This is a genomic window from Flavobacterium sp. GT3P67 (assembly GCF_004349155.1).
GTDB classification, from domain to species: Bacteria; Bacteroidota; Bacteroidia; order Flavobacteriales; family Flavobacteriaceae; genus Flavobacterium; species Flavobacterium ranwuense.
In genome coordinates this window covers 838,307-862,360 of sequence record NZ_SMLF01000001.1, presented here as the reverse complement: position 1 = coordinate 862,360, position 24,054 = coordinate 838,307, and the positions used below count along the sequence as shown (strand labels likewise).

Here is a 24,054-nt window from a genome sequence, read left to right as displayed (position 1 = left end):
TGATCATGTATAGAAGTCATAACTGTGGCGAATTGAACGCCTCACATATTAATACCGAAGTTACACTTGCAGGTTGGGTTCAAAAATCACGTGATAAGGGATTTATGAACTGGGTTGATTTACGCGACCGTTATGGAATTACGCAATTGATTTTCGACGAAGGTCGTTCAGAAAAATCAGTTTTTGAACTGGCAAAAACACTTGGTCGTGAATTTGTAATTCAGGTAAAAGGGACTGTTATTGAGCGTGAAGCCAAAAATAAAAATATCGTAACAGGCGAAATAGAGATTTTAGTTACAGAATTGAATATTCTTAACGCTTCGCTTACGCCTCCTTTCACTATTGAAGACGAAACGGACGGTGGGGAAGACATCAGAATGAAATACCGTTACTTGGATATTCGTAGAAATCCGGTAAAAAACAGTTTGATGTTTCGTCATAAAGTAGCGATGGAAGTACGTAAATACCTTTCGGATTTGGATTTTTGTGAAGTGGAAACGCCTTATTTAATAAAATCTACTCCAGAAGGTGCCAGAGATTTTGTTGTTCCTTCTCGAATGAATGAAGGGCAATTTTATGCGTTACCACAATCCCCACAAACTTTCAAGCAATTATTGATGGTAGGTGGAATGGATAAATACTTCCAAATCGTGAAATGTTTCCGTGATGAAGATTTACGTGCAGACAGACAGCCGGAATTTACACAAATCGATTGTGAAATGGCTTTTGTGGAACAAGAAGATATTTTGAATGTTTTCGAAGGATTGACAAGACATTTACTAAAAGAAATAAAAGGGATTGAAGTAGATAAATTTCCAAGAATTACCTATGAATATGCCATGAAAACCTATGGAAATGACAAACCGGACATTCGTTTCGGAATGGAGTTTGGGGAGTTGAACCAATTTGCACAACACAAAGATTTTCCGGTTTTCAATGCTGCGGAGTTGGTGGTGGGAATTGCGGTTCCGGGAGTTGGAAACTATACTCGTAAGGAAATAGATGGATTAATTGACTGGGTAAAGCGTCCTCAAGTGGGTGCGTCAGTAATGGTGTATGTGAAATGCAATGAAGACGGGACTTATAAATCATCAGTAGATAAATTCTACGATCAAGATGATTTAAGTGCTTGGGCAAAAACTACAGGTGCTCAGCCGGGCGATATGATTTTTGTGCTTTCTGGTCCAGCTGACAAAACGCGTACGCAGTTAAGTGCGTTGCGTATGGAATTAGCAACACGATTAGGGTTGAGAAATCCTGCTGAATTTGCGCCGCTTTGGGTGGTTGATTTTCCTTTGTTGGAATTCGATGAAGAAAGTGGTCGTTACCATGCTATGCATCATCCGTTTACATCTCCTAAACCAGAAGATATGCACTTATTGGAAACGAATCCAGGAAAAGTTCGTGCTAATGCGTATGATATGGTTTTGAATGGAAATGAAATTGGTGGAGGTTCAATTCGTATTCACGATAAAGCGACTCAGCAATTAATGTTTAAATATTTAGGGTTCACGGAAGAAGAGGCGAAAGCGCAATTCGGATTCTTGATGGATGCATTCCAGTTTGGTGCGCCACCACATGGAGGATTGGCTTTTGGATTGGATCGATTAGTAGCAATTCTTGGTGGTCAGGAAACGATTCGGGACTTCATTGCTTTTCCAAAAAATAATTCAGGAAGAGATGTTATGATTGATGCTCCGTCAACAATTGACGAGTCACAATTGAAAGAGTTGCATATAAAATTAGTTTTATCATAATTTGCGGTATAAATTAGTTAGAAAACGTTGAATATCAATATTTTTACAAAATAAAAAGAGAAGAATGTCTTTCGTATTATATTAAATATTACATTTGCCTCATTATAAATTATTATTACTATTACAATGCGTACAGGTACAGTTAAATTTTTCAATGAATCTAAAGGTTACGGATTCATTACAGACGAAGAAACAGGAAAAGACATTTTTGTTCATGCATCAGGAATCAACGCGGAAGAATTACGCGAAGGTGACAGAGTTAGCTATGAAGAAGAAGAAGGAAGAAAAGGAAAAGTTGCTGCGAAAGTAGCAGTTATCTAAGCATAAAAAATTATTTTTTTTTGCCTACGAATGTTTAAAAACGTTCCGATTTATTTCGGAACGTTTTTTTTTATTCAAAATTTTTATCACTTTCGAAAAAAATCAACCTTCTTTTTAAGATTGTTAAATTTTATAAACGTTAAACACATCTTAAGATAAAAATGTTTCCTTATTTATAATTAATAAAAATTGTAAATTTACAACGTTATAGTTGCGATGTATTTTTGAGTTTTTATTGTTATTTAATAATTTGAAAGTTATCTTTGTGGCTTATTTTTATTCAAAAAAATCGATAATATGCAATCCGATCAATTAAATTATATCCCAATTTTAATGCAGTTTATTCTAGCTGTAGGATTTGTTGTGGGTACTATATTCGTTTCAGGAAAATTAGGCCCTAAACGTTCCTCTGAAATCAAAGATAAAAACTTCGAATGTGGTATTGAATCTGTTGGAAATGCGAGAATTCCATTTTCAGTTAAATATTTTCTTGTTGCTATCTTATTTGTCTTATTTGATGTTGAGGTAATTTTCTTGTATCCATGGGCAGTCAATTTCAAAGAGTTAGGAATGGAAGGAATGGTTAAAATGGTGATTTTTATGATGTTGCTTTTGGTTGGTTTCTTTTATATTATCAAAAAGAAAGCATTGGAGTGGGAATAAAGATTAATTACGAATTAGAAATTACGGATTGTAAAAATTTCAATTTCTAAAGTATTTAAAAGAATGTTTTTAAATTTTAAATTACGAACTCATAATTCATAATTCATAATTCATAATTTTACAAAAATGAGTGATTCAAATATAAATATGGTTGCCCCTCCAGAAGGTGTTGTTGGTGAAGGTTTCTTCGCTACAAAACTGAATGATGTTGTGGGATTGGCTCGTGCAAATTCATTGTGGCCTTTGCCTTTTGCAACTTCATGTTGTGGGATTGAATTTATGGCAACGATGGCTTCGCATTATGATTTAGCACGTTTTGGTTCTGAGAGAGTGAGTTTTTCTCCTCGTCAAGCGGATATGCTAATGGTAATGGGAACAATTTCAAAAAAAATGGCACCAATCTTACGTCAGGTATACGAACAGATGTCAGAGCCTCGTTGGGTAATCGCTGTTGGCGCTTGCGCTTGTTCCGGTGGTATTTTTGACACCTATTCTGTTTTACAAGGGATTGACAAAGTAATTCCGGTTGACGTTTATGTTCCGGGTTGTCCACCAAGACCTGAACAAATTGTTGACGGGGTTATGAAATTGCAAGAATTGGTTAAAACGGAATCGGTAAGAAGAAGAAGTTCTCCAGAATACCAAGAATTATTAGCTTCTTATAATATCAAATAAATAATGGCGCTAGAAACGATACAAATCCAAGAAAAATTAGTTGAAACATTTGATTCGGCTGTTTTTGAATTCAATCAGGAAAAAGATATATTTTCATTTGAAGTGGCTGCTGATAAAATTACTGCAGTGATTCTTTTTTTGAAAAATGATCCTGAATTGCGTTTTCATTTTTTAACGGACTTATGTGGGATTCACTATCCGGATAATGATGTTGATCATCAATTTGCGGTAGTATATCATTTGCACAATTGGTACGAAAACAAAAGGATTAAAATCAAGGCTTTTATCAATGGTGAAAACCCTGAAATAAAAACGATATCAAACATTTTCTTAAGTTCTAACTGGATGGAAAGAGAAACGTTTGATTTTTATGGGATAAATTTTATTGGTCATCCACAATTGAAACGTATTTTGAATATGGATGAAATGATTTCTTTTCCAATGCGAAAAGAATTTCCAATGGAAGACAGCGGAAGAACGGATAAAGATGACCGTTTCTTTGGAAGAACAACCGACAATTATTAAAAACACACACTATTATAATTTTTCACATTAAATAAATGTCAGAACTATTATTACCCCCAGAGCATCGCTATACTAAAAGAATTGCAGCCCAACTAAACGAAGATGGAAGCGAGCTTTCGATTCTAAATTTAGGGCCTACTCACCCAGCTACACACGGTATTTTTCAAAATATCTTGTTGATGGATGGGGAAAGAATTCTGGAAGCGGAACCAACAATTGGTTACATTCACAGAGCTTTCGAAAAAATCGCTGAAAATCGTCCTTTTTACCAAATCACGCCTCTTACTGATAGAATGAACTATTGTTCATCACCTATAAACAATATGGGTTGGTGGATGACATTAGAAAAATTGTTAGATATTGAAGTTCCTAAAAGAGCGCAATATTTAAGAGTTATTGTCATGGAATTGGCTAGAATCACGGATCATATTATCTGTAATTCAATCCTTGGTGTGGATACCGGAGCGTATACCGGATTTTTATATGTATTCCAATTTAGAGAAAAAGTCTATGAAATCTACGAAGAAATTTGTGGAGCGCGTTTGACTACTAATATGGGAAGAATTGGTGGTTTCGAAAGAGATTGGTCGCCAGAAGCTTTTAGAAAATTAGATGTGTTTTTAGAGGAATTTCCAGCAGCTTGGAAAGAATTTGAAAATTTATTCGAAAGAAATAGAATCTTTATTGACAGAACTGTAAATGTTGGAGCAATAACAGCTGAACAAGCGATGGCTTACGGATTTACAGGTCCAAATTTACGTGCTGCAGGTGTTGATTACGATGTTAGGGTGTCGCAACCGTATTCTTCTTACGAAGATTTCGATTTTATTATTCCTGTTGGAAAATCAGGCGATACTTACGATCGTTTTTGTGTCCGTAATGCCGAAGTTTGGGAGAGTTTGAGCATTATTCGTCAAGCTTTAGCAAAAATGCCTGAAGGAAATGACTTTCATGCGGATGTTCCTGATTATTACCTTCCACCAAAAGAAGATGTTTACACCAGTATGGAATCATTGATTTACCATTTCAAAATTGTTATGGGAGAAGTTCCTGTTCCAGTTGCCGAAATCTACCATCCTGTTGAAGGCGGAAATGGAGAACTAGGTTTTTATTTGGTTACTGACGGAAGTCGGACTCCTTATAGATTGCATTTCCGCAGACCTTGTTTTATTTACTATCAAGCGTATCCAGAAATGATTAAAGGTTCATTACTATCGGATGCAATTGTTATTTTGTCAAGTTTAAATGTTATTGCCGGAGAATTAGACGCATAAAGATTTCAGATTGTTGATTTAACGATTTTAGATTTCAGATTTAAAAGAAAAAATGGAAAGAACATATCACAAACAAGAAATAAATATGACTGAAGCATTGATGAACCGCATCAATGAATTGATCAGTCATTATCCTGAAGACAAAAGAAAATCAGCTTTATTGCCTGTTTTACATGAAGTTCAAGATGCTCACGAGAATTGGTTGAGTATTGAATTAATGAATAAAGTGGCCGAAATCCTTTTGATTAAACCAATTGAAGTTTACGAAGTAGTATCGTTTTATACGATGTACAACCAAAGGCCAATAGGAAAATACATGTTCGAATTTTGCCAAACTTCTCCTTGTTGTTTGAATGGGGTCGAAGATTTAATGGATTATACCTGTGAGAAATTGGGTGTAAAAGTGGGTGAACCTACTCCAGACGGTCTGTTTGAAGTTAGAGGCGTTGAATGTTTAGGTGCTTGTGGTTACGCTCCAATGATGCAATTAGGTGATTTTTATAAAGAACATTTGACAGCGGAAAAAATCGACCAGTTAATTGAAGATTGCAAAAACGATACAATACTATTACACGATAAATAATATGTCACAAAAAATATTATTAGATAAAATAAATATTCCAGGAATTAAAACCTACGAAGTATACCGTCAAAACGGGGGTTATGCTTCAGTAGAAAAAGCCATAAAAACATTAACACCAGACGAAGTGGTCGAAGAAGTGAAAACTTCAGGATTGCGTGGTCGTGGTGGCGCAGGATTCCCAGCAGGAATGAAATGGAGTTTCATCGATAAAAAATCAGGAAAACCAAGACATTTAGTTTGTAATGCAGATGAATCAGAGCCGGGTACTTTCAAAGATCGTTATTTGATGGAATTTATTCCTCATTTATTGATTGAAGGAATGATTACTTCCAGTTATGCTTTGGGCGCAAACCTTTCGTATATCTACATTCGTGGAGAATACATGTGGGTTTATAAAATATTAGAAAGAGCCATTAATGAAGCAAAAGCTGCTGGATTTTTGGGTAAAAACATTTTAGGTTCAGGGTATGATTTAGAACTTTATGTTCATTGTGGTGCCGGAGCTTACATTTGTGGTGAAGAAACTGCATTGATTGAATCCTTGGAAGGGAAAAGAGGAAATCCTCGTATCAAACCACCATTTCCTGCTATTTCAGGACTTTGGGCAAATCCAACGGTTGTAAATAACGTAGAAACTATTGCCGCTGTGCCTTGGATTATCAATAATACAGGTGCAGAATATGCTAAAATCGGTATCGGACGTTCTACAGGAACCAAATTAATTTCGGCTTCTGGGCATATCAAAAATCCGGGTGTTTACGAAATTGAATTGGGTTTAAGTGTGTACGAATTCATGAATTCTGATGAATATTTAGGCGGAATGAGTTCTGACAGACCTTTAAAAGCTTTTGTTCCGGGAGGAAGTTCTGTTCCCGTTTTACCAGCCCATTTAATTTATAAAACCGCAAACGGTGAAGATCGTTTGATGTCATATGAATCGTTAAGTGACGGTGGATTTGCAACTGGTTCTATGTTAGGATCAGGTGGATTTATTGTTTATAATGATACGTCATGTATTGTTCGTAATACTTGGAATTTCTCTCGTTTTTACCACCATGAAAGCTGTGGACAATGTTCCCCTTGTCGTGAAGGAACAGGATGGATGGAAAAAGTATTGCACCGAATCGAAAATGGTCACGGTCGTGAAGAAGATATCGATTTGCTATTGAGTATTCAAAGTAAAATTGAAGGAAATACAATTTGCCCGTTAGGTGACGCGGCAGCTTGGCCAGTGGCAGCAGCAATTCGTCACTTTAGAGAGGAGTTTGAATACCATATTCGTTTCCCGGAAAAAATAAAAAATAGAGATCATTTTGTTGCTGAGCCTTTTGAAAAAGTAAAGCATTTAGTTTCTAAAGAAATGATTTAAGATTGAGGATTAACGATTTTTGATTTCAGAATTAAGATACTCCGTAGGAGTTAAATATTGGTAGATAATGAAAGTAACCATAGACGGTCAAAGCATAGAAGTAGAACCAGGAACAACAATCCTGCAGGCAGCACGTATGATAGGTGGAGAAGTAGTTCCGCCAGCAATGTGCTATTATTCTAAACTAAAAGGTAGCGGTGGAAAATGCCGTTGTTGTTTAGTGGAAGTTGCAAAAGGTAGTGAAGCTGATCCAAGACCAATGCCTAAATTAATGGCATCTTGTGTAACGGGTTGTATGGACGGAATGGAAGTGAACAGTAAATCTTCGCCAAGAGTAACCGAAGCCAGAAAATCAGTAACAGAGTTTTTATTAATCAATCACCCATTAGATTGCCCGGTTTGTGATCAGGCAGGAGAATGTGATTTGCAAAATTTAAGCTTTGAGCACGGGAAATCAGAAACTCGTTTTATCGAAGAAAAAAGAACATTTGAGCCAGAAAACATTGGTCCAAATATTCAATTACACATGAACCGTTGTATTCTTTGTTACCGTTGTGTAATGGTTGCAGATCAATTGACTGACGATCGGGTGCACGGAGTAATGGATAGAGGAGACCATTCTAATATATCGACTTGTATCTCAAAAGCGGTTGATAATGAGTTCTCCGGAAATATGATTGATGTTTGTCCGGTAGGCGCTTTGACTGATAAAACGTTTAGATTCAAATCTAGAGTTTGGTTCAGTAAGCCTTATAATGCACACAGAAATTGTCCTACTTGTTCTGGAAAAACTACCGTTTGGATGTTTGGTGACGAAATCCAACGTGTTACCGGAAGAAAAGATGAGTACCATGAAGTAGATGAATTTATTTGTAATGGATGTCGTTTTGACCATAAAGAAATTGCAGATTGGACTATTGAAGGACCGAGAGCATTTGAAAAAGATTCGGTTATCAACCAAAATAAATACAACAGAAAATTACAAAAAGTGGAAATCGCTACCGAAGATCATATCCTTTTAGGTAGAGAAGAAGACCGCAAAAAAATAAGCATGGTCGAAATTCCATTGACTGAGGAAGACATTATTAATCAAAAAAGCTTGGGTAATAATGGATAGTACTATTATCATAGAAAAAAGTGTCATTATTGTTGCAGTTTTTGCTTTGACAATGTTGATGGCAATGTATTCCACTTGGGCGGAACGAAAAGTTGCCGCTTGGCTTCAAGATCGTGTTGGACCAAACAGAGCGGGTCCTTTTGGATTATTTCAACCGCTTGCCGATGGTTTAAAATTATTTTCGAAAGAAGAATTTGAACCAAATACACCAAACAGATTTTTGTTTTTTGTTGGTCCAGCAATTGCTATGAGTACCGCTTTAATGACTAGTGCCGTAATTCCTTGGGGAGACAGGCTGCATTTGTTTGGAAGAGATATTTTATTGCAGGCTACTGATTTAAACATTGGATTGTTATACTTTATTGGAGTTGTTTCAGTGGGTGTTTACGGAATTATGATTGGTGGTTGGGCATCTAATAATAAGTTCTCTTTGATAGGCGCCGTTCGTGCTGCTTCGCAAATGGTCTCTTATGAAGTAGCTATGGGACTTTCCTTGATTGCTTTGTTGATGATGACCGGAACGTTGAGTTTAAGAGAGATTTCGGCACAACAAGCAGGAATGAATTGGAATGTGTTTTACCAACCGTTATCTTTTATTATATTTTTAATTTGTGCTTTTGCAGAAACCAATAGAACTCCTTTTGATTTAGCGGAATGCGAAACGGAATTAATTGGAGGTTATCATACGGAATATTCATCGATGAAAATGGGATTCTATCTATTTGCTGAATATGCGAATATGTTTATTTCTTCTACGATTTTAGCGGTTTTATTCTTCGGAGGATATAATTATCCCGGAATGAGTTGGGCGGTAGAAAATTGGGGTGTGAATATTGCTAATATTATAGGATTTGGTGCTTTGTTTATCAAATTATGTGGATTCATCTTTTTCTATATGTGGGTTCGTTGGACTATTCCAAGATTCAGATACGATCAATTGATGCATTTGGGTTGGAGGATTTTAATTCCATTATCCATTATCAATATTATGATTACCGGAATTGTAATTTTGAGAAGTGAAATTGCAACTTATTTAGGATTTTAATTAGTACCGAAAAAGCCCTAGCCCTGATAGCAGTGGAAATCCTTTATTGTTTTTTCTTTAAAAACAATAAAGATTGAAACGAAAAGCAGGATTAAGCTTCAAATAAATAAAAAAAATGTCAATAGAAAGTATATCCTTATCGGGAAGAAAAAAGCTGGTCTCTAACAAGGAGATGACTTTTTGGGAAAGAATGTATCTTGTTGCGATTGTCAAAGGTTTGATAATTACGATTCAGCATTTGTTTAAAAGAAAAGTAACGATTCAATATCCGGAACAAGTACGTGAAAGAAGTTCAGTTTATCGCGGTCAGCACATGTTGAAGCGTGATGAGGAGGGTCGTGAGAATTGTACGGCTTGTGGTTTATGCGCTTTGTCTTGTCCTGCAGAAGCGATCACGATGAAAGCAGAAGAACGCAGAGGGGATGAAAAACATTTGTACAGAGAAGAAAAATATGCATCGATATATGAGATCAATATGTTGCGTTGCATTTTCTGTGGATTGTGTGAAGAAGCTTGCCCAAAAGACGCTATTTATCTGACTACATCCAAAGTATTGGTTCCTTCCAGCTATGAAAGAGAAGATTTTATTTTTGGAAAAGATAAATTAGTCATGCCTTTAGATATCGCAATGAAAAATGCTCAACTTAAAAACGCTAATTAATGTCTACGATACTTATAATTTTTTGTGTATTGGCTGCTATCACATTAGCAACCGCATTTTTGACAATTTTTAGCAAAAATCCGATTCACAGTGCTATTTATTTAGTGATTTGTTTCTTTTCGATTGCGGGTCATTATCTATTATTGAATGCTCAATTTTTAGCGATAGTCCACATTATTGTGTATTCTGGAGCGATTATGATTTTGTTTTTATTCACCATCATGTTGATGAATTTAAATGAAGAGCATGAGGTACATAAACCAAGGATTACACGTTTAGGGGCTATTGTTTCTTTTTGTTTGATATGTATTGTCCTGATTCTGATTTTCATCAACTCAAAACCTATTGTTGGAGAATACGTAACTACCGGTGAAGATTATCAGTCTATAAAAGTATTGGGTAAAATACTCCTGAATGAATATATGGTTCCGTTTGAATTTGCCTCTATATTACTTTTGGTCGCTATGATTGGTACTGTGTTATTGTCTAAAAAAGAAAAATTGCAAAAATAAGATGAACAATATTTTAAACCACATTGGTATTGAAAATTATATATTCCTAAGCGTAATACTTTTTTGTATTGGAGTTTTCGGAGTATTGTACAGACGAAATGCCATTATCGTATTTATGTCAATTGAAATTATGCTGAATGCAGTAAACTTATTGTTTGTAGCATTTTCGACCTATCATCAAGATGCGCAAGGACAAGTTTTTGTGTTCTTCTCGATGGCTGTTGCTGCGGCAGAAGTTGCGGTAGGATTGGCAATTCTAGTTTCTATTTTTAGAAATTTAGGTTCAATTACTATCGATAATTTAAAAAACTTAAAAGGATAAATGGAAATGAATACCAATATAGCTTTAGTTTTAGTTCTTGCTCCTTTTTTAGGATTTTTAATGAATGTTTTCTTTGGCAAAAGTCTGGGAAAATCGCTATCAGGAATATTAGGAACCTTGTCAGTTGTGGTTTCTTTTATTGCGACTGTTTATTTCTTCAGTGGAATAGCTGCGCAACCGGAAGGAATTCGAATTGTTCTTTTTGACTGGATTCAAATCAGCAATTTCAAAGTTGATTTTGGATTTCAATTGGATCAATTGTCAATTTTATGGTTGCTGTTCGTAACCGGAATTGGATCATTGATTCATTTGTACTCTATCAGCTACATGCATGAAGATGAAAATATGCACAAGTTCTTTGCGTATTTGAATCTGTTTATATTCTTCATGATTCTTTTAGTAATTGGAAGTAACTTATTAGTGATGTTCATCGGTTGGGAAGGCGTAGGTCTTTGTTCGTATCTGTTAATTGGATTTTGGCATAAAAACCAAGAATTTAATGACGCTGCTAAGAAAGCATTCATTATGAACAGAATTGGTGATTTAGGATTATTGATTGGGATTTTCATTCTTGGATCATTATTTTCAACCGTAGATTTTGCAACTTTAAAAACAGCCATAGCTACTGCGCCAGATTATAATGACTTTTGGTTTTCGGTTGCTGCCTTAGCTTTGTTTATTGGAGCTTGTGGTAAATCGGCACAAATTCCATTGTACACTTGGCTACCGGATGCAATGGCTGGTCCAACTCCTGTTTCTGCCTTGATTCACGCAGCTACGATGGTAACCGCTGGTATTTTTATGATAACAAGATTAAATTTCTTGTTTGATTTGGTTCCAAGCGTTCAATCTATAATCGCGATAGTTGGAGCTGTTACTGCTTTGGTAGCCGCAACAATTGGACTGGTTCAAAATGATATCAAGAAAGTACTGGCTTATTCTACCGTTTCTCAATTGGGATTAATGTTCCTGGCTTTGGGATTGGGTGCTTATGAAGTGGCTGTTTTCCATGTAATCACACACGCCTTCTTCAAAGCTTGTTTGTTCTTAGGTTCAGGTTCTGTTATTCACGCTTTACACGGAGAACAAGACATGCGTAAAATGGGCGGTTTGAAAAAAGCGATGCCAATTACGTTTGCAACAATGTTAATTGCTTCTTTAGCAATTTCTGGAGTTCCATTGTTTTCAGGTTTTTTCTCGAAAGACGAAATTTTATTAGTGGCTTTTCATCATAACATTCCGTTATGGGCTGTGGCTTCGGTTGCTTCTATAATGACTGCTTTTTATATGTTCCGTTTAATGTTTTTAACGTTTTTCCAAGAATTCAGAGGAACAGCAGAACAAAAACACCATTTGCACGAAAGTCCTTCTTTGATAACCATTCCTTTGATTATTTTAGCAATTTTGGCTACTATCGGTGGTTTGATCAGTTTGCCTGGAAACAGTTGGTTGAATGGCTATTTGACTCCTATTTTACCAAAATTAGCAACTGCAGAACACCATTTAGGAACTACTGAATATATCTTGATGGCTATTGCTGTTGTGGGTGGATTGGTAGGAATTGGTATTGCTTACGCCAAATACATCAAACAAAATACAGTTCCGACTGAAGATACTGCCATTACAGGATTTTCTAAAGTGCTTTACAATAAATATTATGTTGATGAATTTTATGACGCTCTTTTTGTTAAACCGATTAATCTTTTGTCTCGTTTTTTCAGAGATACTCTAGAAACAGGTTTGTCAGCTTTAGTTTTTGGATTCGGAAAAGTTACCAACGAAATAAGTTGCCAAGGAAAGAAAATACAAAATGGAAGCATTGGTCTTTATCTTTTTGTTTTCGTATTAGGGCTTTGTGCCATTGTTTCTTATTTATTTTTAGCTCAACAATAATCATATATCATGAATGTATCTCTAATATTAATTATACTTTTGGTTGGTGCGTTTGCAACTTTTCTTGCAGGCGATAAACTGGCTTCAAAAGTGGCTTTGTTCTTTGGGTTAGCTGCTGCCGCCGCTTCAATTGTATTATTAAATCACTATAATTTAGGTAAAAACATCAGTTTCATCAACCAGTGGATCACGCAACCTAATATTTCTTTTGCTCTAAAAGCAGATGGATTATCGATGGCGATGCTTTTATTGACCACAGTTTTGACTCCAATAATTATTTTTTCTTCTTTTGGAAATGACTATAAAAATTCAAAATCATTTTATGCGTTAATCTTGTTTATGTCGTTTGCAATGGCAGGAACATTTTTGGCATCAGACGGTTTGTTGTATTACATTTTTTGGGAATTGTCATTGATTCCAATTTACTTCATTGCATTAATGTGGGGTAACGGGGACACAGAAGAACGTAAAAAAGCAGTAGTTAAATTTTTTATCTACACGCTTGCAGGTTCCTTATTTATGCTCGTGGCTTTTGTTTATATGTATCAAAAAGCAGGTAGTCTTTTATTAGAAGATTTATATAAATTGAACTTAACAGCAACCGAACAATTGTGGATATTCCTGGCTTTCTTCTTGGCGTATGCAATTAAGATTCCATTAATTCCTTTCCACACTTGGCAAGCAAATGTGTACCAAAAAGCACCAACTGTTGGTACGATGCTTTTATCTGGTATCATGCTAAAAATGGGATTGTACAGTGTTATCCGTTGGCAATTGCCATTGGCGCCATTGGCAGCCAAAGAATACATGTACATTTTCATTGGTCTTGGAATTGCGGGTGTAATTTATGGATCTATCGTTGCATTAAGACAAAAAGATTTAAAGAAATTATTAGCGTATTCTTCTTTGGCTCACGTTGGTTTAATTGCAGCCGGAACGTACACTTTGACATTAGACGGATTACGTGGCGCGGTTTTACAAATGATTGCACACGGGTTTGTAGTTGTTGGATTGTTTTATGTTGCTGAAATTATTTTTAGAAGATACGAAACCAGAGCCATTGCTGAAATGGGAGGTATTCGTACCCAATCACCAAAATTCACCTCGATGTTTTTAATTTTGGTATTGGCATCTGTTGCCTTGCCTACTACTTTTAACTTTGTTGGAGAATTCACTGTTTTATACAGTCTTTCACAAATTAATATTTGGTTTGCCATTTTAGGAGGAACCACAATAATTTTAGGAGCGTATTATATGTTGAAAATGTTTCAACATGCGATGTTGGGTGAAACCAATTCAAAAGTTTTTGCTGATATAACTGTCAATGAAGGAATAACTTTGGTACTAATAATTGGTGTTTTATTCTTTTTTGGGATGTATCCAAAGCCAATTACCGATTTGATTACCCCAAGTCTTGAAGAAATTTTAACTCAAATAAACCGAATTAACTAAGTCAAATAAAAAAATGAATACATTAATAGCTATAATAGGATTAGGTGTTTTATGCCTTTTATTTGAAATTTTTAATTTAAGGAAAGCCATTGTTCCAATAACAATCATTGGATTATTGGGAGTGCTGGGTTTAACCATATCTGAATTTAATTCAACGGAAAGTTACTATAACAACATGATTGTTGTGAGTAAATTTTCAAGTACTTTTTCGTCTTTGTTTATTGTGCTTACCATTTTCTTGGTGGCTTTAGGGCATAATTTTTACGAAAATCATCAATCTAAAATCTCAGATTATATTGCCATAAAAATATTTTTATTGGCAGGAGCAGTGGCGATGGTTTCTTTCGGAAACTTAGCGATGTTCTTTTTAGGAATCGAAGTATTGTCAATTGCACTTTATATTCTTGCGGCAAGTGATCGTATGAATTTAAAAAGTAACGAAGCAGGAATGAAGTATTTCTTAATGGGATCTTTTGCTTCGGGAATCATTCTGTTTGGTATCTGTTTAATTTACGGAGCCATGGGGAGTTTTGATGTTACTGAAATCAGTGAATTATCACAATCAGCTGAATTGCCAATTTGGTTTCCAATAGGAATTGTATTGGTAACAATAGGAATGTTGTTTAAAGTGGCTGCGGTTCCGTTTCATTTCTGGGCTCCGGATGTTTACGAAGGTTCTCCAGCGTTGACAACGGCATTGATGAGCACTTTGGCGAAAGTAGTTGCCATGGCAACTTTGTACAAATTATTATCCGTTATGAATGCGGATATTTCTGAGTCATTCAAAATCATTGTTGTAGTAATTTCTATGGCTTCGATGACTGTTGGTAATATTATGGCCTTGAGACAAACGAATGTAAAACGTATGTTGGCTTTTTCAGGAGTTTCTCATGCCGGTTTTATGTTGATGACTTTATTGAGTCTATCTACTTCTGCAGGAAGTTTGTTGTATTATGCCTCAGCGTATTCTTTATCTGGAATTGCGGCTTTTAGTGTGATTTTGTACGTTTGTAAAAATAGGGATAACGAAGATATTGTGAATTTTCATGGTTTAGGAAAGACCAACCCATTGTTGGCAGCCATTCTTACGGCAGCACTACTTTCTATGGCCGGTATTCCAATTTTTGCCGGATTCTTTGCTAAGTTGGTTTTGTTCAATCAAACGATTCAAGCGGGTTATTTGGCTTTAGTAATCGTAGCAGTGGTGAATTCTATTATAAGCGTTGGATACTACTTCAAATTGATTTTGGCGATGTATACCAAAGAACCAAATGAAGAACGAAAAGGAACTCCGGTTATCATTTATGCAGTTGCCGTTATTTCGATTGTTTTGAATATCGTATTAGGTTTGTTCCCTTCTTTAGTTTTGGATTTATTGGCATAAACCAAAGTTTTAAAAATATACAAAAAATCATCATGAGCAATTTTGATGGTTTTTTTATTTGAAGCAAATTGTAAAACATCAGGTCAACAATTTTATATTATATTTACTTTGACGTAAGTATATAAAGAATCGGGAAGAGTTGAATAATCGATATTAAAACACAGCTCAAAGTCGGAGACATTTGTGCAGCGTAACCGACGAACACTTCGTAGAGCAGGGTACAGATCTAAAATCAAGTAAAAATGATTAATAAAAATATAGAACCAGAAATTATTCGTTGGGGTATTGTGGGATGTGGAAATGTTACAGAGATAAAAAGTGGTCCTGCCTATCAGAAAACAGAAGGGTTTCAGCTCACAGCGGTAATGAGAAGAGATGGTGACAAAGCTGCCGATTATGCCAGAAGACATGGAATTACTAAATATTATACGGATGCAGATGCGCTAATCAACGATCCCGAAATTGATGCGGTTTATATTGCGACTCCTCCGGATACCCATAAATACTACGGACTTAAAGTAGCGTTAGCGGGAAAACCCTGTTGTATCGAAAAACCGTTAGCGTCAAATTATCAAGACAGTCTGGCGATTCATCAAGCCTTTACAGCTAAAAATATTCCTTTGTTTGTTGCTTATTACAGGCGTTCACTCCCTCGTTTCAAACAGATAAAAACATGGATTGATGCCAATGAAATTGGTGAAGTCCGACATATAAGGTGGCATTTGAGTAAACCTGCAACACCTCAAGATTTGTCAGGAAACTATAACTGGAGAACTGACGCTAAAATAGCTACTGGTGGTTATTTTGATGATTTAGCCAGTCATGGGTTGGATTTGTTCATCTATCTTTTAGGAGATATAACAGCGGTTTCCGGTATTAGTCTTAACCAGCAGGGATTGTATTCCGCCAAAGATGCGGCTACTGCCTCTTGGCTACATGAGTCGGGAATTACGGGTACAGGCAGCTGGAATTTTGGATGTTATGAACGGGAAGATACGGTAGAAATTTTTGGAAGTAAAGGTAAAATAGCATTCTCTATATTTGATGATGAACCAATAGTGCTTTCGAACAAACAAGGAAAAACAGAACTTTTTATTGCGCATCCGGAAAACATACAACTGTATCATGTACAGCAAATTCGGGAACATCTTTTGGGGAACAGCAAGCATCCTTCCAATGGTTTGACAGGCGCTCATACCAGTTGGGTTATGGACAAGATTATCGGTAATATTTAGGGTGTAATAAAAAACGGTTTGAATTTTTACGATAAATTTCCAAAAGGGAAGAATTACCAATAAAAACCTAAAGGTAAAACAGCTCAAACTGAATTGATTATTTTTGCATCATAGAACCAGCTACGTAACGAAGTGTATTTGTAATAAATAAAAATTGAACTGAGAATTTATTCGATTCAATAGCACTCTTTTTAAACAAATATCAATCTGCCAATTCCTAATAAAAGCATAATATGGAATTAGTTTCAAACTTCTTTTATTACATTTGTATATACAAATGACTTAATCGTTTATTAAATAAATGAAAATGGAAAATAAATTAAAAGTGCAAATCTGGTCGGATATCATGTGTCCGTATTGTTATATAGGAAAAAGAAGAATAGAAGGCGCTTTGGAGCTTTTTGAACACAAAAACGCAGTCGAAATTGAATGGAAAAGTTTTCAGTTAGACCCAAGCTTTATTGCTTCGCCTGAAGACAATATGGCGGATCATTTAGCCGAAAAATACAGAAAAGATAGGGATTGGGCACAAGACATGCTCGATAACATGACTCAAAATGCAAAAAATTCAGGATTGGATTTTCATTTTGAAAAAGCAGTTATGGCTAATTCATTGAATGCGCATCGCTTGTTACATTTGGCTAAAAAGTATAATTTGGCGAATGCCTTAGAAGAATTATTATTCAAAGCCTATTTAACCGATGGCAAGAATGTTAATGATTTGGACACATTGAAAGCGTTGGGACTGGAAGTAGGACTGAATGCCGAAACTATTGACGAAGTATTGTATTCTGATGCCTACGCAAATGAAGTACAGCAGGACATTGCAGCAGCGCAATCTATCGGTGTTCAAGGTGTTCCTTTTTTTGTTTTCGATAGTAAATATGCAGTTTCTGGGGCGCAACATGTTGAAACGTTTGTAAAAACACTCGAAAAAGTATGGGAAGAAGGTAAATTTGAAATAAAGCCTACTTTATTAAATACTACCGATGGAGACAGCTGCGGAATTGACGGATGTGACTAAAACAAAAATAACTTCAAACAAAATTCCCGTTGGCACAAATACCAACGGGAATTCTTAAACAAACCACTTATAACTAACTAAACTATCTTCTGTCTATTCTAATGGCTACACTACCGGATTCTCTAGTGTCCTCGATTTTGGCTTTTGTACCATTTGTTCTGTAATAGTAATAGTCATCATCATTCGAGTTTTGGTTGTTGCCATAATCGTTGTACCCATTGTTGTTTTGGTTGTATTCATAAACTCTTCCTCCTTTTACAGTTCCAACGACATCAACAATTTGACCACGACGGTTGTAGATAATTTCCAGCCCCCCTACTCGTTCCAAAGCATAACGGTTATATGTCATGTAAACTGAACCTACGCGTTTGATTCTATCATTTGAATCATAGTTGATAAACACATTTCCAACTTGCCTTACTCTACCCATGTTGTCGTGCTCTACTTTTACACCGTAATTTCCATTTCGAACATTTGCTGGCGCACCATACGTTTTATTTTTTCCATTTTTTTTGCCAACTTTATAATACATACCACCAGTTGAACCGGTTGAAGGGCGTGTATTAAAATCAAATTGTCCGTCAGGGAATATGAAGAACTCAATTCCTCTTTCTGTAAACACAATTGGGTCGGCATTTCTAAAATCTACTGGAGATCTTCTTTCAACAGAAAAATTGATTTTTTCTGCTGCATTCACTACACTACCTCCAAATACGAAGATACTAGCTACTAAAAGGGTAATTTTTTTCATGATACATATATTTTGAATTTTGCCTACTCTTGAGCTTTTCGGCTTACGCTTTTTTACTTATTTGATTAGGTATATTCAAGTAGCATGCCAAAGATTTGAACCACGGTTTTGTGTTTTTAGATTTTGAATAAATTCTATACGAGTAATTTATTTAAAATCAACACGTTAGTATTTCAAAAAAAAATAAAAAATAATTTTATTTAGAAGCGAACATTAAGATTTTTTTAATACAATTCTTGTTGACTCGATGAGTTTTTTTGTGGTTTTGACGAAGAAATAATCCGAAGAAAAGAGAAATAATCTAATTTTTAGAAACCTTTTTACTTAAAATTACTTATCAACATTGCTTTAAAATTAACTTTAGTTACAAACTCGCATCAATTGATATTGAGTAATTTTGCAACATGTATGCTTTAGTCGATTGTAACAATTTCTATGCTTCCTGCGAGCGTGTTTTTCAACCGAAATTCGTTGGAAAACCGGTTGCAATATTGTCAAATAACGACGGCTGTGTGATTTCCAGAAGCAATGAGGCAAAGGATGTAGGAGTTCCTATGGGTGCGCCAATATTCAAGATTAAGGAATTGGTAAAAGAGAAAAATGTAGAAATATTTTCTTCGAATTATCCGCTTTATGGTGATTTGAGTAATCGAGTGATGTCAATTTTAGGTCAATTTACACCAAATGTAGAAATTTACAGCATCGATGAAGCCTTTCTGAATTTTGATGGTTTGACTATTTCCGATTATCAGAATTATGGAATCCAAATGAAAACCCGCATACAAAAATGGGTAGGAATTCCTGTTTGCATTGGTTTTGCACCAACGAAAGCATTATCAAAAGTAGCCAATAAAATTGCCAAGAAATTCCAAGACAGAACGCAAGGTGTTTATGTTATTGATACCGAGGAAAAACGCATCAAAGCCTTGAAATGGACTAAGATTGAAGATGTTTGGGGCATTGGTTATCGCATGAATAAAAAGATGAAAACGAGAAATATTGTGACTGCTTTAGATTTTATTGCACCACAACACGAAGCTTGGATCAAAAAAGAAATGGGTGTGATAGGTATGCGTTTGAAATATGAACTGGAAGGAAAATCAGTTTTGGATTTAGAACCCATTGTTGACCAAAAAAAAAGTATCGCTACGACCCGAAGTTTTCCAAAACAGATTTCCGATTTTGATTTGCTGCGCGAACGTGTGGCTACTTTTGCATCGGTTTGCGCAGAAAAATTGCGAAAACAAAATTCCTGCTGTCATACCATTATTGTGATGCTGGTGGTTGATAAACATACGGTGCAAACTTCCAAATATTATTTTAACATGGCGATTACATTGCCGTATGCGTCAAATTCTACGTTGACAATTTCCAATGTAGCCATCGATATGTTGAAAAAACTGCACCAAGGAAATGAGCATTTGAAATTCAAGAAAGCGGGTGTTATCGTAACCGAATTGATTGATCAGGACAAGAAACAGCTGCAGTTGTTTGACGAGGAAAACCCGAAACATTTGGTGCTGATGAAAGTGATGGATGGTCTCAATAACAAAATTGGAGATAAAAAAGTAAAGTTGGCTACCCAAAATTTAAGTTTGACCTGGAATATGAATCAGAATCATTTATCACCAAAATACACCACTAATTTTAAAGATATTCTCGAAATAAAATGCCAATAAATAAAGATAAAGATCAAAAACTAACGTTCTTTCTACCTGATTTTGAAAGTGACTTAAAAATTCCTTTCATAAACGAAGGTGTTTCGGCGGGATTCCCCTCGCCTGCCGCGGATTTTATGGAGACGAATATTGATTTAAACAAAGAACTTAGTGAAAATCCGTTAGCAACTTTTTACATCAAAGTCAAAGGGAATTCCATGATTGATGCCGGTATAAATGACAAAGATGTTCTTGTCGTGGACCGAAGCTTGGAACCGCAGAACAACAAAATTGCAATTTGCTTTATCGATGGTGAATTTACCGTAAAACGCATGCAACTGGAAAAAGACTGTTTGTATCTGATGCCAGAAAATTCCAATTATTCTCCGATAAAAGTCACCGAAGAAAACCAATTAATCATTTGGGGAATTGTGACCTATGTGATTAAGAAGGTATAGCGTCGTTTTTAGTTAAAAACTACTGTAAAGAGAACCGGGATATGAATATGCAAATAAAAAATGTACAAAAAGAAAGTACGAATTTCTAATAATTGGTTAAAATTGATTTTTATAGTTTAAAAAATTTAGGACTCAATTTCAATAAAAAAAATCAAATTATTATAAGCCGTTTCTAGTAATAACTATAAATTGCTATTCAAATACTCATTAAGTATTTGCAAACAGTACCATTCCTGTCTTGGTAAATGAAAAGGGCCTTTGAACATATTTCCTTTGGCGGTTTGGGCAATAGTCCCATCCTTATGTAAATAGCCAAACCATTCTCCATTGGCTGCATCATGAAATTTATCGTACGCATAATCATGGACCATTTTATGCCATTTTGCATATTTTTCATCACCAGTCATGGTATAGGCTAAGAGTGTCGCGATGATTACCTCATTATGAGGCCACCAAAATTTCATGTCCTGCCAGTATTCCTGTACCGGTTTATCATACACATCACGGAAATATAAAATACCGCCATCTTCCTTATCCCATCCGCGTTCCCACATATAATCAAGTATTTTACAGCCCAACGCAATTAAATGGGGGTCGTTATTTCTGTGTTTTGCTTCATGCAAAATGAACCAAGCTCCTTCAATGGCATGTCCGGGATTCAAGGTGCGTCCATCAATATGATCGATTATAGAACCATCTGGTGCTACTTGTTCCATGACGCATTTAATATCGTCTTTTACAAAATCGCGCTCAATTTCGGTAATCCATTTGCTGATCCATTCGTCACAACGCGGATCTCCTATGTTTTCTCTTAATTGTTGCGCCGTGTTCATCATAATCATCGGCACTCCAATTCCTTTAGAAGGACGGGTTGAAGTAAATTTAGGTTCTAATAAACCCGGAGTACTGGAGTATTCAATACATTTTCCGAATAAAAAACGGGCTTTTTCAGCAACAGCCTCATCTCCGCTTGCTTTTGCATAAGCTGACATCGCAATAACGGCAAAGGTTTCCGAAAAATAATAGCGACGTTTACGTATCGGTTGTCCATCACGGGTTACATGAAAAAACATCTGCCCATCGGTATCAAAACAATGATTATTTAAAAAATCGATACCAGATTTAGAACCTTCCAGCCATTCTTGTTTTGGTTCAACGGTATTGTAAAGTGTTGCCAATAACCAAGCGGCACGGCCTTGTATCCAAACGGCTTTGTCATCGTCAATCAAACTTCCGTCCTGATCCCGCATTAATAAATAACCTCCAAACTCGGTATCAATAGAACGTGGAAACCAAAATGGAACGGTGTCATTTAATAATTGATTCTGATAAAACTCTTTTAGGTTTTGGAGATCTGTTTTTGAATAGCTCATTTTAATATATTTTTAGAAACCAATATTTTTTCATTCACACTGGTTGTTAACTTTTAGGTCGTTTGGTTAATGTTATTGACTATTTGTTTTAAAATTTATAGCTGTTAACAGGCTGGACAATGCGTGTTACTATATCAGATAAGGCGAAATCTGGAAATTTCGCCTCAACGGATAAAAAACCAACCAAACCAAACAAATTTATGAGAACATAGTAGCGCTATGTTTGTGAATAGTAGGCATAGACAAAGTCATTTCCCTTTGGGTACAGGAAACTGATTTGAACAAGTAAAGTGATTAAAACAATAACGGTCTTTAAAGCAAATCCTGACGTGGAGTCTGCCTTTGATATTTTTTCGTACCCATTTATTATGAAACACCGCTAAAATAACTCTCAATAGTTATGAGAGATTATTATGGGTGCTAAATGAGTTGAAACAAGTCCCTTGTTACTGTTGGATTTCCATAAGATCTCTTTAATTAAACCGGAAACAGTTAACTGTTTCCGGTTTAATCTTTAGAGTGTAGTTCTAAAATCCAGATTTTATTATGGATTTTGAGTGATTTTTGGATTGAAGTTAATGGTGTTTTGAGATATTGGAAACAATATCTTTTTACCTACCATTGATGGAACAAGATTTGTTTTATTGAAACGAACTAAATCCCACCACGCTTTACCTTCAAAAGCTAATTCTTTTAGACGTTCATTTAAAATAACATCATTATTAGCTGCCTGAGAACCATTTGTAAATGAGGCAGAAGCATCGGCTCTTTGCATTACTAGGTTCATTTCGGCAGTTGGATCCTGACCTAAAGCATTTTTAATTTCTGCTTTCATCAACAAGATGTCAGCCCAACGGTAAATAATGATATCGCTGACAAATCTTCGGGTAGCGCCGTCAACAGTTCCATTATATTTTACCAAACCTGTTACTACCGGAGTAGATCCATTATATAAAGTTAAATAAGTAGCTGTTTTTCTGGTATCGTTGGCCGCAAAGTTAAAACGCGTAATATCCGGTTGAACTCTGGAAATACCTGCATTACCAGCACCAACTCCCAAAGTTCCAAAAGTTGCAGTTGCAGTTGCAGCTGTTAATGGAGCAAAGTCACTTGGTCCAACAAACATAAAAGAATTCCAATTATCAGATAAAGAGGAAGGCACATCTGCTAATGAATAGCGCACTGCAAAAAGCACTTCAGCATTTCCTTTATTGGTAAAACCAAATACATCTTTGAAATTAGGTAATAATGTGGGTGCTGAAGGAATAGCATTAATTGCAGTCAAAGCCGTATTTAAATCAGCATTTCCGCCACCTAATTGTTTTGCAGTCCATAAATTTACATCTGCTTTTAAAGCATAAGTTGATGATACGGATAATTGGGTTTTATTGTTTGTTGCATCCGGATAATTGGTAATCGCCAATTCAATATCAGACTTAATAAATGCAAAAGTTTCTTCAATTGTATTACGCGGAACAATATATTCGGATTGATTTGTATTCTCAGTTGGCGTAGTTACTATTGGTACACCACCCCAAGAACGAGCCATTATGAAATAAGCCAAAGCGCGCATAGAATACGCTTGCGCGATGTATCTCTTTTGCTCATTCACGGTTGTTGGACTAAATTGAATCGTCGGAACATATTTCAAAACTAAATTCGCTTGGTGAATTACCTTGTATAAACCAGCCCAGTCCACATCTATATTTTGTGCCGTTAGGTTATTATTGTAATAATTTGCCAAACTCAGAGGTGATTGTACACCACTAGTTATTTCAGCACTTCTTGCTCCTCCCAAAAGGTAATAATTTTGTTGGGTTTGGGTTCTAAAGTTGAAGTACATGCCGTTTACACCAGCTTTCGCATCATCTTCTGTTTTCCAAAAACTGGCAGAAGTAATTACGCTTTCAGATTGTAAGTTTAAATCGTCTTCACACGAACTGAATAGTGAAAGTCCTGTAAAAAGTATAGAATATAAAAGAATTTTCTTTTTCATGATATT

At 35.6% G+C, this 24,054-nt stretch carries 23 protein-coding genes; 20 read left to right on the top strand and 3 right to left on the bottom strand.

All coding sequences use genetic code 11. From position 1 onward, the window contains the following. Positions 1 to 5 precede the first annotated feature (5 nt). The 18 genes from aspS (at position 6) to E0H99_RS03640 (ending at position 17,812) form a co-directional block, all read left to right on the top strand. A complete protein-coding gene (aspS, locus tag E0H99_RS03725; RefSeq protein ID WP_131991284.1) occupies positions 6 to 1,757 on the top strand; it encodes an aspartate--tRNA ligase in 1,752 nt (583 codons plus the stop codon). Positions 1,758 to 1,883: 126 nt separating this feature from the next. Beyond that, complete coding sequence (locus tag E0H99_RS03720) at positions 1,884 to 2,078, top strand: cold-shock protein (RefSeq protein ID WP_007137066.1); 195 nt, start codon at positions 1,884 to 1,886, stop codon at positions 2,076 to 2,078. 297 nt (positions 2,079 to 2,375) lie between these two features. After that, complete coding sequence (locus E0H99_RS03715; protein ID WP_131991282.1) at positions 2,376 to 2,741, top strand: NADH-quinone oxidoreductase subunit A; 366 nt, start codon at positions 2,376 to 2,378, stop codon at positions 2,739 to 2,741. Between the two features lie 126 nt (positions 2,742 to 2,867). Beyond that, positions 2,868 to 3,416 carry an NADH-quinone oxidoreductase subunit B gene (locus E0H99_RS03710; RefSeq protein WP_131991280.1) on the top strand — a complete coding sequence of 183 codons (549 nt, stop codon included), beginning with the start codon at positions 2,868 to 2,870 and terminating at the stop codon, positions 3,414 to 3,416. A gap of 3 nt (positions 3,417 to 3,419) precedes the next feature. Beyond that, positions 3,420 to 3,941 carry an NADH-quinone oxidoreductase subunit C gene (locus E0H99_RS03705; protein ID WP_131991278.1) on the top strand — a complete coding sequence of 174 codons (522 nt, stop codon included), beginning with the start codon at positions 3,420 to 3,422 and terminating at the stop codon, positions 3,939 to 3,941. A 35-nt stretch (positions 3,942 to 3,976) separates the two neighbouring features. Beyond that, the gene (locus E0H99_RS03700) at positions 3,977 to 5,215 is read left to right on the top strand and encodes an NADH-quinone oxidoreductase subunit D (protein WP_131991276.1); all 1,239 of its coding nucleotides are present in this window, start codon (positions 3,977 to 3,979) and stop codon (positions 5,213 to 5,215) included. Positions 5,216 to 5,267: 52 nt separating this feature from the next. Continuing rightward, positions 5,268 to 5,798: a complex I 24 kDa subunit family protein gene (locus E0H99_RS03695; protein WP_131991274.1), complete on the top strand. Its 531-nt coding sequence runs from the start codon at positions 5,268 to 5,270 to the stop codon at positions 5,796 to 5,798. A gap of 1 nt (position 5,799) precedes the next feature. Further along, entirely contained in the window at positions 5,800 to 7,167 is a 1,368-nt protein-coding gene (gene nuoF, locus E0H99_RS03690) for an NADH-quinone oxidoreductase subunit NuoF (RefSeq protein WP_131991272.1), read from the top strand. A gap of 67 nt (positions 7,168 to 7,234) precedes the next feature. Continuing rightward, positions 7,235 to 8,284 (top strand): 2Fe-2S iron-sulfur cluster-binding protein, encoded by a 1,050-nt coding sequence (locus tag E0H99_RS03685; RefSeq protein WP_131991270.1) that lies wholly within the window; start codon positions 7,235 to 7,237, stop codon positions 8,282 to 8,284. Beyond that, the gene (gene nuoH / locus E0H99_RS03680; RefSeq protein ID WP_131991268.1) at positions 8,277 to 9,329 is read left to right on the top strand and encodes an NADH-quinone oxidoreductase subunit NuoH; all 1,053 of its coding nucleotides are present in this window, start codon (positions 8,277 to 8,279) and stop codon (positions 9,327 to 9,329) included. The genes E0H99_RS03685 and nuoH overlap by 8 nt, the downstream gene beginning before the upstream one ends. Before the next feature lie 115 nt (positions 9,330 to 9,444). Continuing rightward, a complete protein-coding gene (locus tag E0H99_RS03675; RefSeq protein ID WP_131991266.1) occupies positions 9,445 to 9,990 on the top strand; it encodes a NuoI/complex I 23 kDa subunit family protein in 546 nt (181 codons plus the stop codon). Continuing rightward, positions 9,990 to 10,502 (top strand): NADH-quinone oxidoreductase subunit J, encoded by a 513-nt coding sequence (locus E0H99_RS03670; RefSeq protein WP_131991264.1) that lies wholly within the window; start codon positions 9,990 to 9,992, stop codon positions 10,500 to 10,502. Before E0H99_RS03675 ends, E0H99_RS03670 begins: the two co-directional genes overlap by 1 nt. A 1-nt stretch (position 10,503) precedes the next feature. Continuing rightward, a complete protein-coding gene (nuoK, locus tag E0H99_RS03665; protein WP_066079401.1) occupies positions 10,504 to 10,824 on the top strand; it encodes an NADH-quinone oxidoreductase subunit NuoK in 321 nt (106 codons plus the stop codon). A gap of 6 nt (positions 10,825 to 10,830) precedes the next feature. After that, positions 10,831 to 12,717: an NADH-quinone oxidoreductase subunit L gene (gene nuoL / locus E0H99_RS03660; RefSeq protein WP_131991262.1), complete on the top strand. Its 1,887-nt coding sequence runs from the start codon at positions 10,831 to 10,833 to the stop codon at positions 12,715 to 12,717. Between the two features lie 9 nt (positions 12,718 to 12,726). Then, positions 12,727 to 14,169 carry a NuoM family protein gene (locus tag E0H99_RS03655; RefSeq protein WP_131991260.1) on the top strand — a complete coding sequence of 481 codons (1,443 nt, stop codon included), beginning with the start codon at positions 12,727 to 12,729 and terminating at the stop codon, positions 14,167 to 14,169. 13 nt (positions 14,170 to 14,182) lie between these two features. Beyond that, positions 14,183 to 15,553: an NADH-quinone oxidoreductase subunit N gene (locus E0H99_RS03650; protein ID WP_131991259.1), complete on the top strand. Its 1,371-nt coding sequence runs from the start codon at positions 14,183 to 14,185 to the stop codon at positions 15,551 to 15,553. Between the two features lie 242 nt (positions 15,554 to 15,795). Further along, the gene (locus E0H99_RS03645; RefSeq protein ID WP_131991257.1) at positions 15,796 to 16,788 is read left to right on the top strand and encodes a Gfo/Idh/MocA family protein; all 993 of its coding nucleotides are present in this window, start codon (positions 15,796 to 15,798) and stop codon (positions 16,786 to 16,788) included. 307 nt (positions 16,789 to 17,095) lie between these two features. Further along, entirely contained in the window at positions 17,096 to 17,812 is a 717-nt protein-coding gene (locus E0H99_RS03640; protein ID WP_131991255.1) for a DsbA family protein, read from the top strand. An 82-nt stretch (positions 17,813 to 17,894) separates the two neighbouring features. Here E0H99_RS03640 and E0H99_RS03635 read toward each other — a convergent pair whose 3' ends face one another. Next, positions 17,895 to 18,563: a hypothetical protein gene (locus E0H99_RS03635; protein ID WP_131991253.1), complete on the bottom strand. Its 669-nt coding sequence runs from the start codon at positions 18,561 to 18,563 to the stop codon at positions 17,895 to 17,897. Between the two features lie 404 nt (positions 18,564 to 18,967). Here E0H99_RS03635 and E0H99_RS03630 point away from each other — a divergent pair, with 404 nt between their 5' ends. Further along, the gene (locus E0H99_RS03630) at positions 18,968 to 20,242 is read left to right on the top strand and encodes a Y-family DNA polymerase (protein WP_131991251.1); all 1,275 of its coding nucleotides are present in this window, start codon (positions 18,968 to 18,970) and stop codon (positions 20,240 to 20,242) included. Further along, positions 20,233 to 20,679: a LexA family protein gene (locus E0H99_RS03625; RefSeq protein WP_131991249.1), complete on the top strand. Its 447-nt coding sequence runs from the start codon at positions 20,233 to 20,235 to the stop codon at positions 20,677 to 20,679. The genes E0H99_RS03630 and E0H99_RS03625 overlap by 10 nt, the downstream gene beginning before the upstream one ends. Positions 20,680 to 20,861: 182 nt before the next feature. Here E0H99_RS03625 and E0H99_RS03620 read toward each other — a convergent pair whose 3' ends face one another. Together E0H99_RS03620 and E0H99_RS03615 are read right to left on the bottom strand one after the other, a co-directional pair. Further along, positions 20,862 to 22,052, bottom strand: a complete 1,191-nt coding sequence (locus tag E0H99_RS03620) for an AGE family epimerase/isomerase (protein ID WP_131991247.1) — start codon at positions 22,050 to 22,052, stop codon at positions 20,862 to 20,864. 544 nt (positions 22,053 to 22,596) lie between these two features. Then, positions 22,597 to 24,048: a RagB/SusD family nutrient uptake outer membrane protein gene (locus tag E0H99_RS03615; protein ID WP_131991245.1), complete on the bottom strand. Its 1,452-nt coding sequence runs from the start codon at positions 24,046 to 24,048 to the stop codon at positions 22,597 to 22,599. Between the last annotated feature and the right edge of the window lie 6 nt (positions 24,049 to 24,054).

What these genes read in the sequence shown, in the direction of transcription:
- aspS (WP_131991284.1), top strand. Translation starts at nt 6, where the DNA reads ATGTATAGAAGTCATAACTGTGGCGAATTGAACGCCTCACATATTAAT.
- E0H99_RS03720 (WP_007137066.1), top strand. Translation starts at nt 1,884, where the DNA reads ATGCGTACAGGTACAGTTAAATTTTTCAATGAATCTAAAGGTTACGGA.
- E0H99_RS03715 (WP_131991282.1), top strand. Translation starts at nt 2,376, where the DNA reads ATGCAATCCGATCAATTAAATTATATCCCAATTTTAATGCAGTTTATT.
- E0H99_RS03710 (WP_131991280.1), top strand. Translation starts at nt 2,868, where the DNA reads ATGAGTGATTCAAATATAAATATGGTTGCCCCTCCAGAAGGTGTTGTT.
- E0H99_RS03705 (WP_131991278.1), top strand. Translation starts at nt 3,420, where the DNA reads ATGGCGCTAGAAACGATACAAATCCAAGAAAAATTAGTTGAAACATTT.
- E0H99_RS03700 (WP_131991276.1), top strand. Translation starts at nt 3,977, where the DNA reads ATGTCAGAACTATTATTACCCCCAGAGCATCGCTATACTAAAAGAATT.
- E0H99_RS03695 (WP_131991274.1), top strand. Translation starts at nt 5,268, where the DNA reads ATGGAAAGAACATATCACAAACAAGAAATAAATATGACTGAAGCATTG.
- nuoF (WP_131991272.1), top strand. Translation starts at nt 5,800, where the DNA reads ATGTCACAAAAAATATTATTAGATAAAATAAATATTCCAGGAATTAAA.
- E0H99_RS03685 (WP_131991270.1), top strand. Translation starts at nt 7,235, where the DNA reads ATGAAAGTAACCATAGACGGTCAAAGCATAGAAGTAGAACCAGGAACA.
- nuoH (WP_131991268.1), top strand. Translation starts at nt 8,277, where the DNA reads ATGGATAGTACTATTATCATAGAAAAAAGTGTCATTATTGTTGCAGTT.
- E0H99_RS03675 (WP_131991266.1), top strand. Translation starts at nt 9,445, where the DNA reads ATGTCAATAGAAAGTATATCCTTATCGGGAAGAAAAAAGCTGGTCTCT.
- E0H99_RS03670 (WP_131991264.1), top strand. Translation starts at nt 9,990, where the DNA reads ATGTCTACGATACTTATAATTTTTTGTGTATTGGCTGCTATCACATTA.
- nuoK (WP_066079401.1), top strand. Translation starts at nt 10,504, where the DNA reads ATGAACAATATTTTAAACCACATTGGTATTGAAAATTATATATTCCTA.
- nuoL (WP_131991262.1), top strand. Translation starts at nt 10,831, where the DNA reads ATGAATACCAATATAGCTTTAGTTTTAGTTCTTGCTCCTTTTTTAGGA.
- E0H99_RS03655 (WP_131991260.1), top strand. Translation starts at nt 12,727, where the DNA reads ATGAATGTATCTCTAATATTAATTATACTTTTGGTTGGTGCGTTTGCA.
- E0H99_RS03650 (WP_131991259.1), top strand. Translation starts at nt 14,183, where the DNA reads ATGAATACATTAATAGCTATAATAGGATTAGGTGTTTTATGCCTTTTA.
- E0H99_RS03645 (WP_131991257.1), top strand. Translation starts at nt 15,796, where the DNA reads ATGATTAATAAAAATATAGAACCAGAAATTATTCGTTGGGGTATTGTG.
- E0H99_RS03640 (WP_131991255.1), top strand. Translation starts at nt 17,096, where the DNA reads ATGGAAAATAAATTAAAAGTGCAAATCTGGTCGGATATCATGTGTCCG.
- E0H99_RS03635 (WP_131991253.1), bottom strand. Translation starts at nt 18,563, where the DNA reads ATGAAAAAAATTACCCTTTTAGTAGCTAGTATCTTCGTATTTGGAGGT.
- E0H99_RS03630 (WP_131991251.1), top strand. Translation starts at nt 18,968, where the DNA reads ATGTATGCTTTAGTCGATTGTAACAATTTCTATGCTTCCTGCGAGCGT.
- E0H99_RS03625 (WP_131991249.1), top strand. Translation starts at nt 20,233, where the DNA reads ATGCCAATAAATAAAGATAAAGATCAAAAACTAACGTTCTTTCTACCT.
- E0H99_RS03620 (WP_131991247.1), bottom strand. Translation starts at nt 22,052, where the DNA reads ATGAGCTATTCAAAAACAGATCTCCAAAACCTAAAAGAGTTTTATCAG.
- E0H99_RS03615 (WP_131991245.1), bottom strand. Translation starts at nt 24,048, where the DNA reads ATGAAAAAGAAAATTCTTTTATATTCTATACTTTTTACAGGACTTTCA.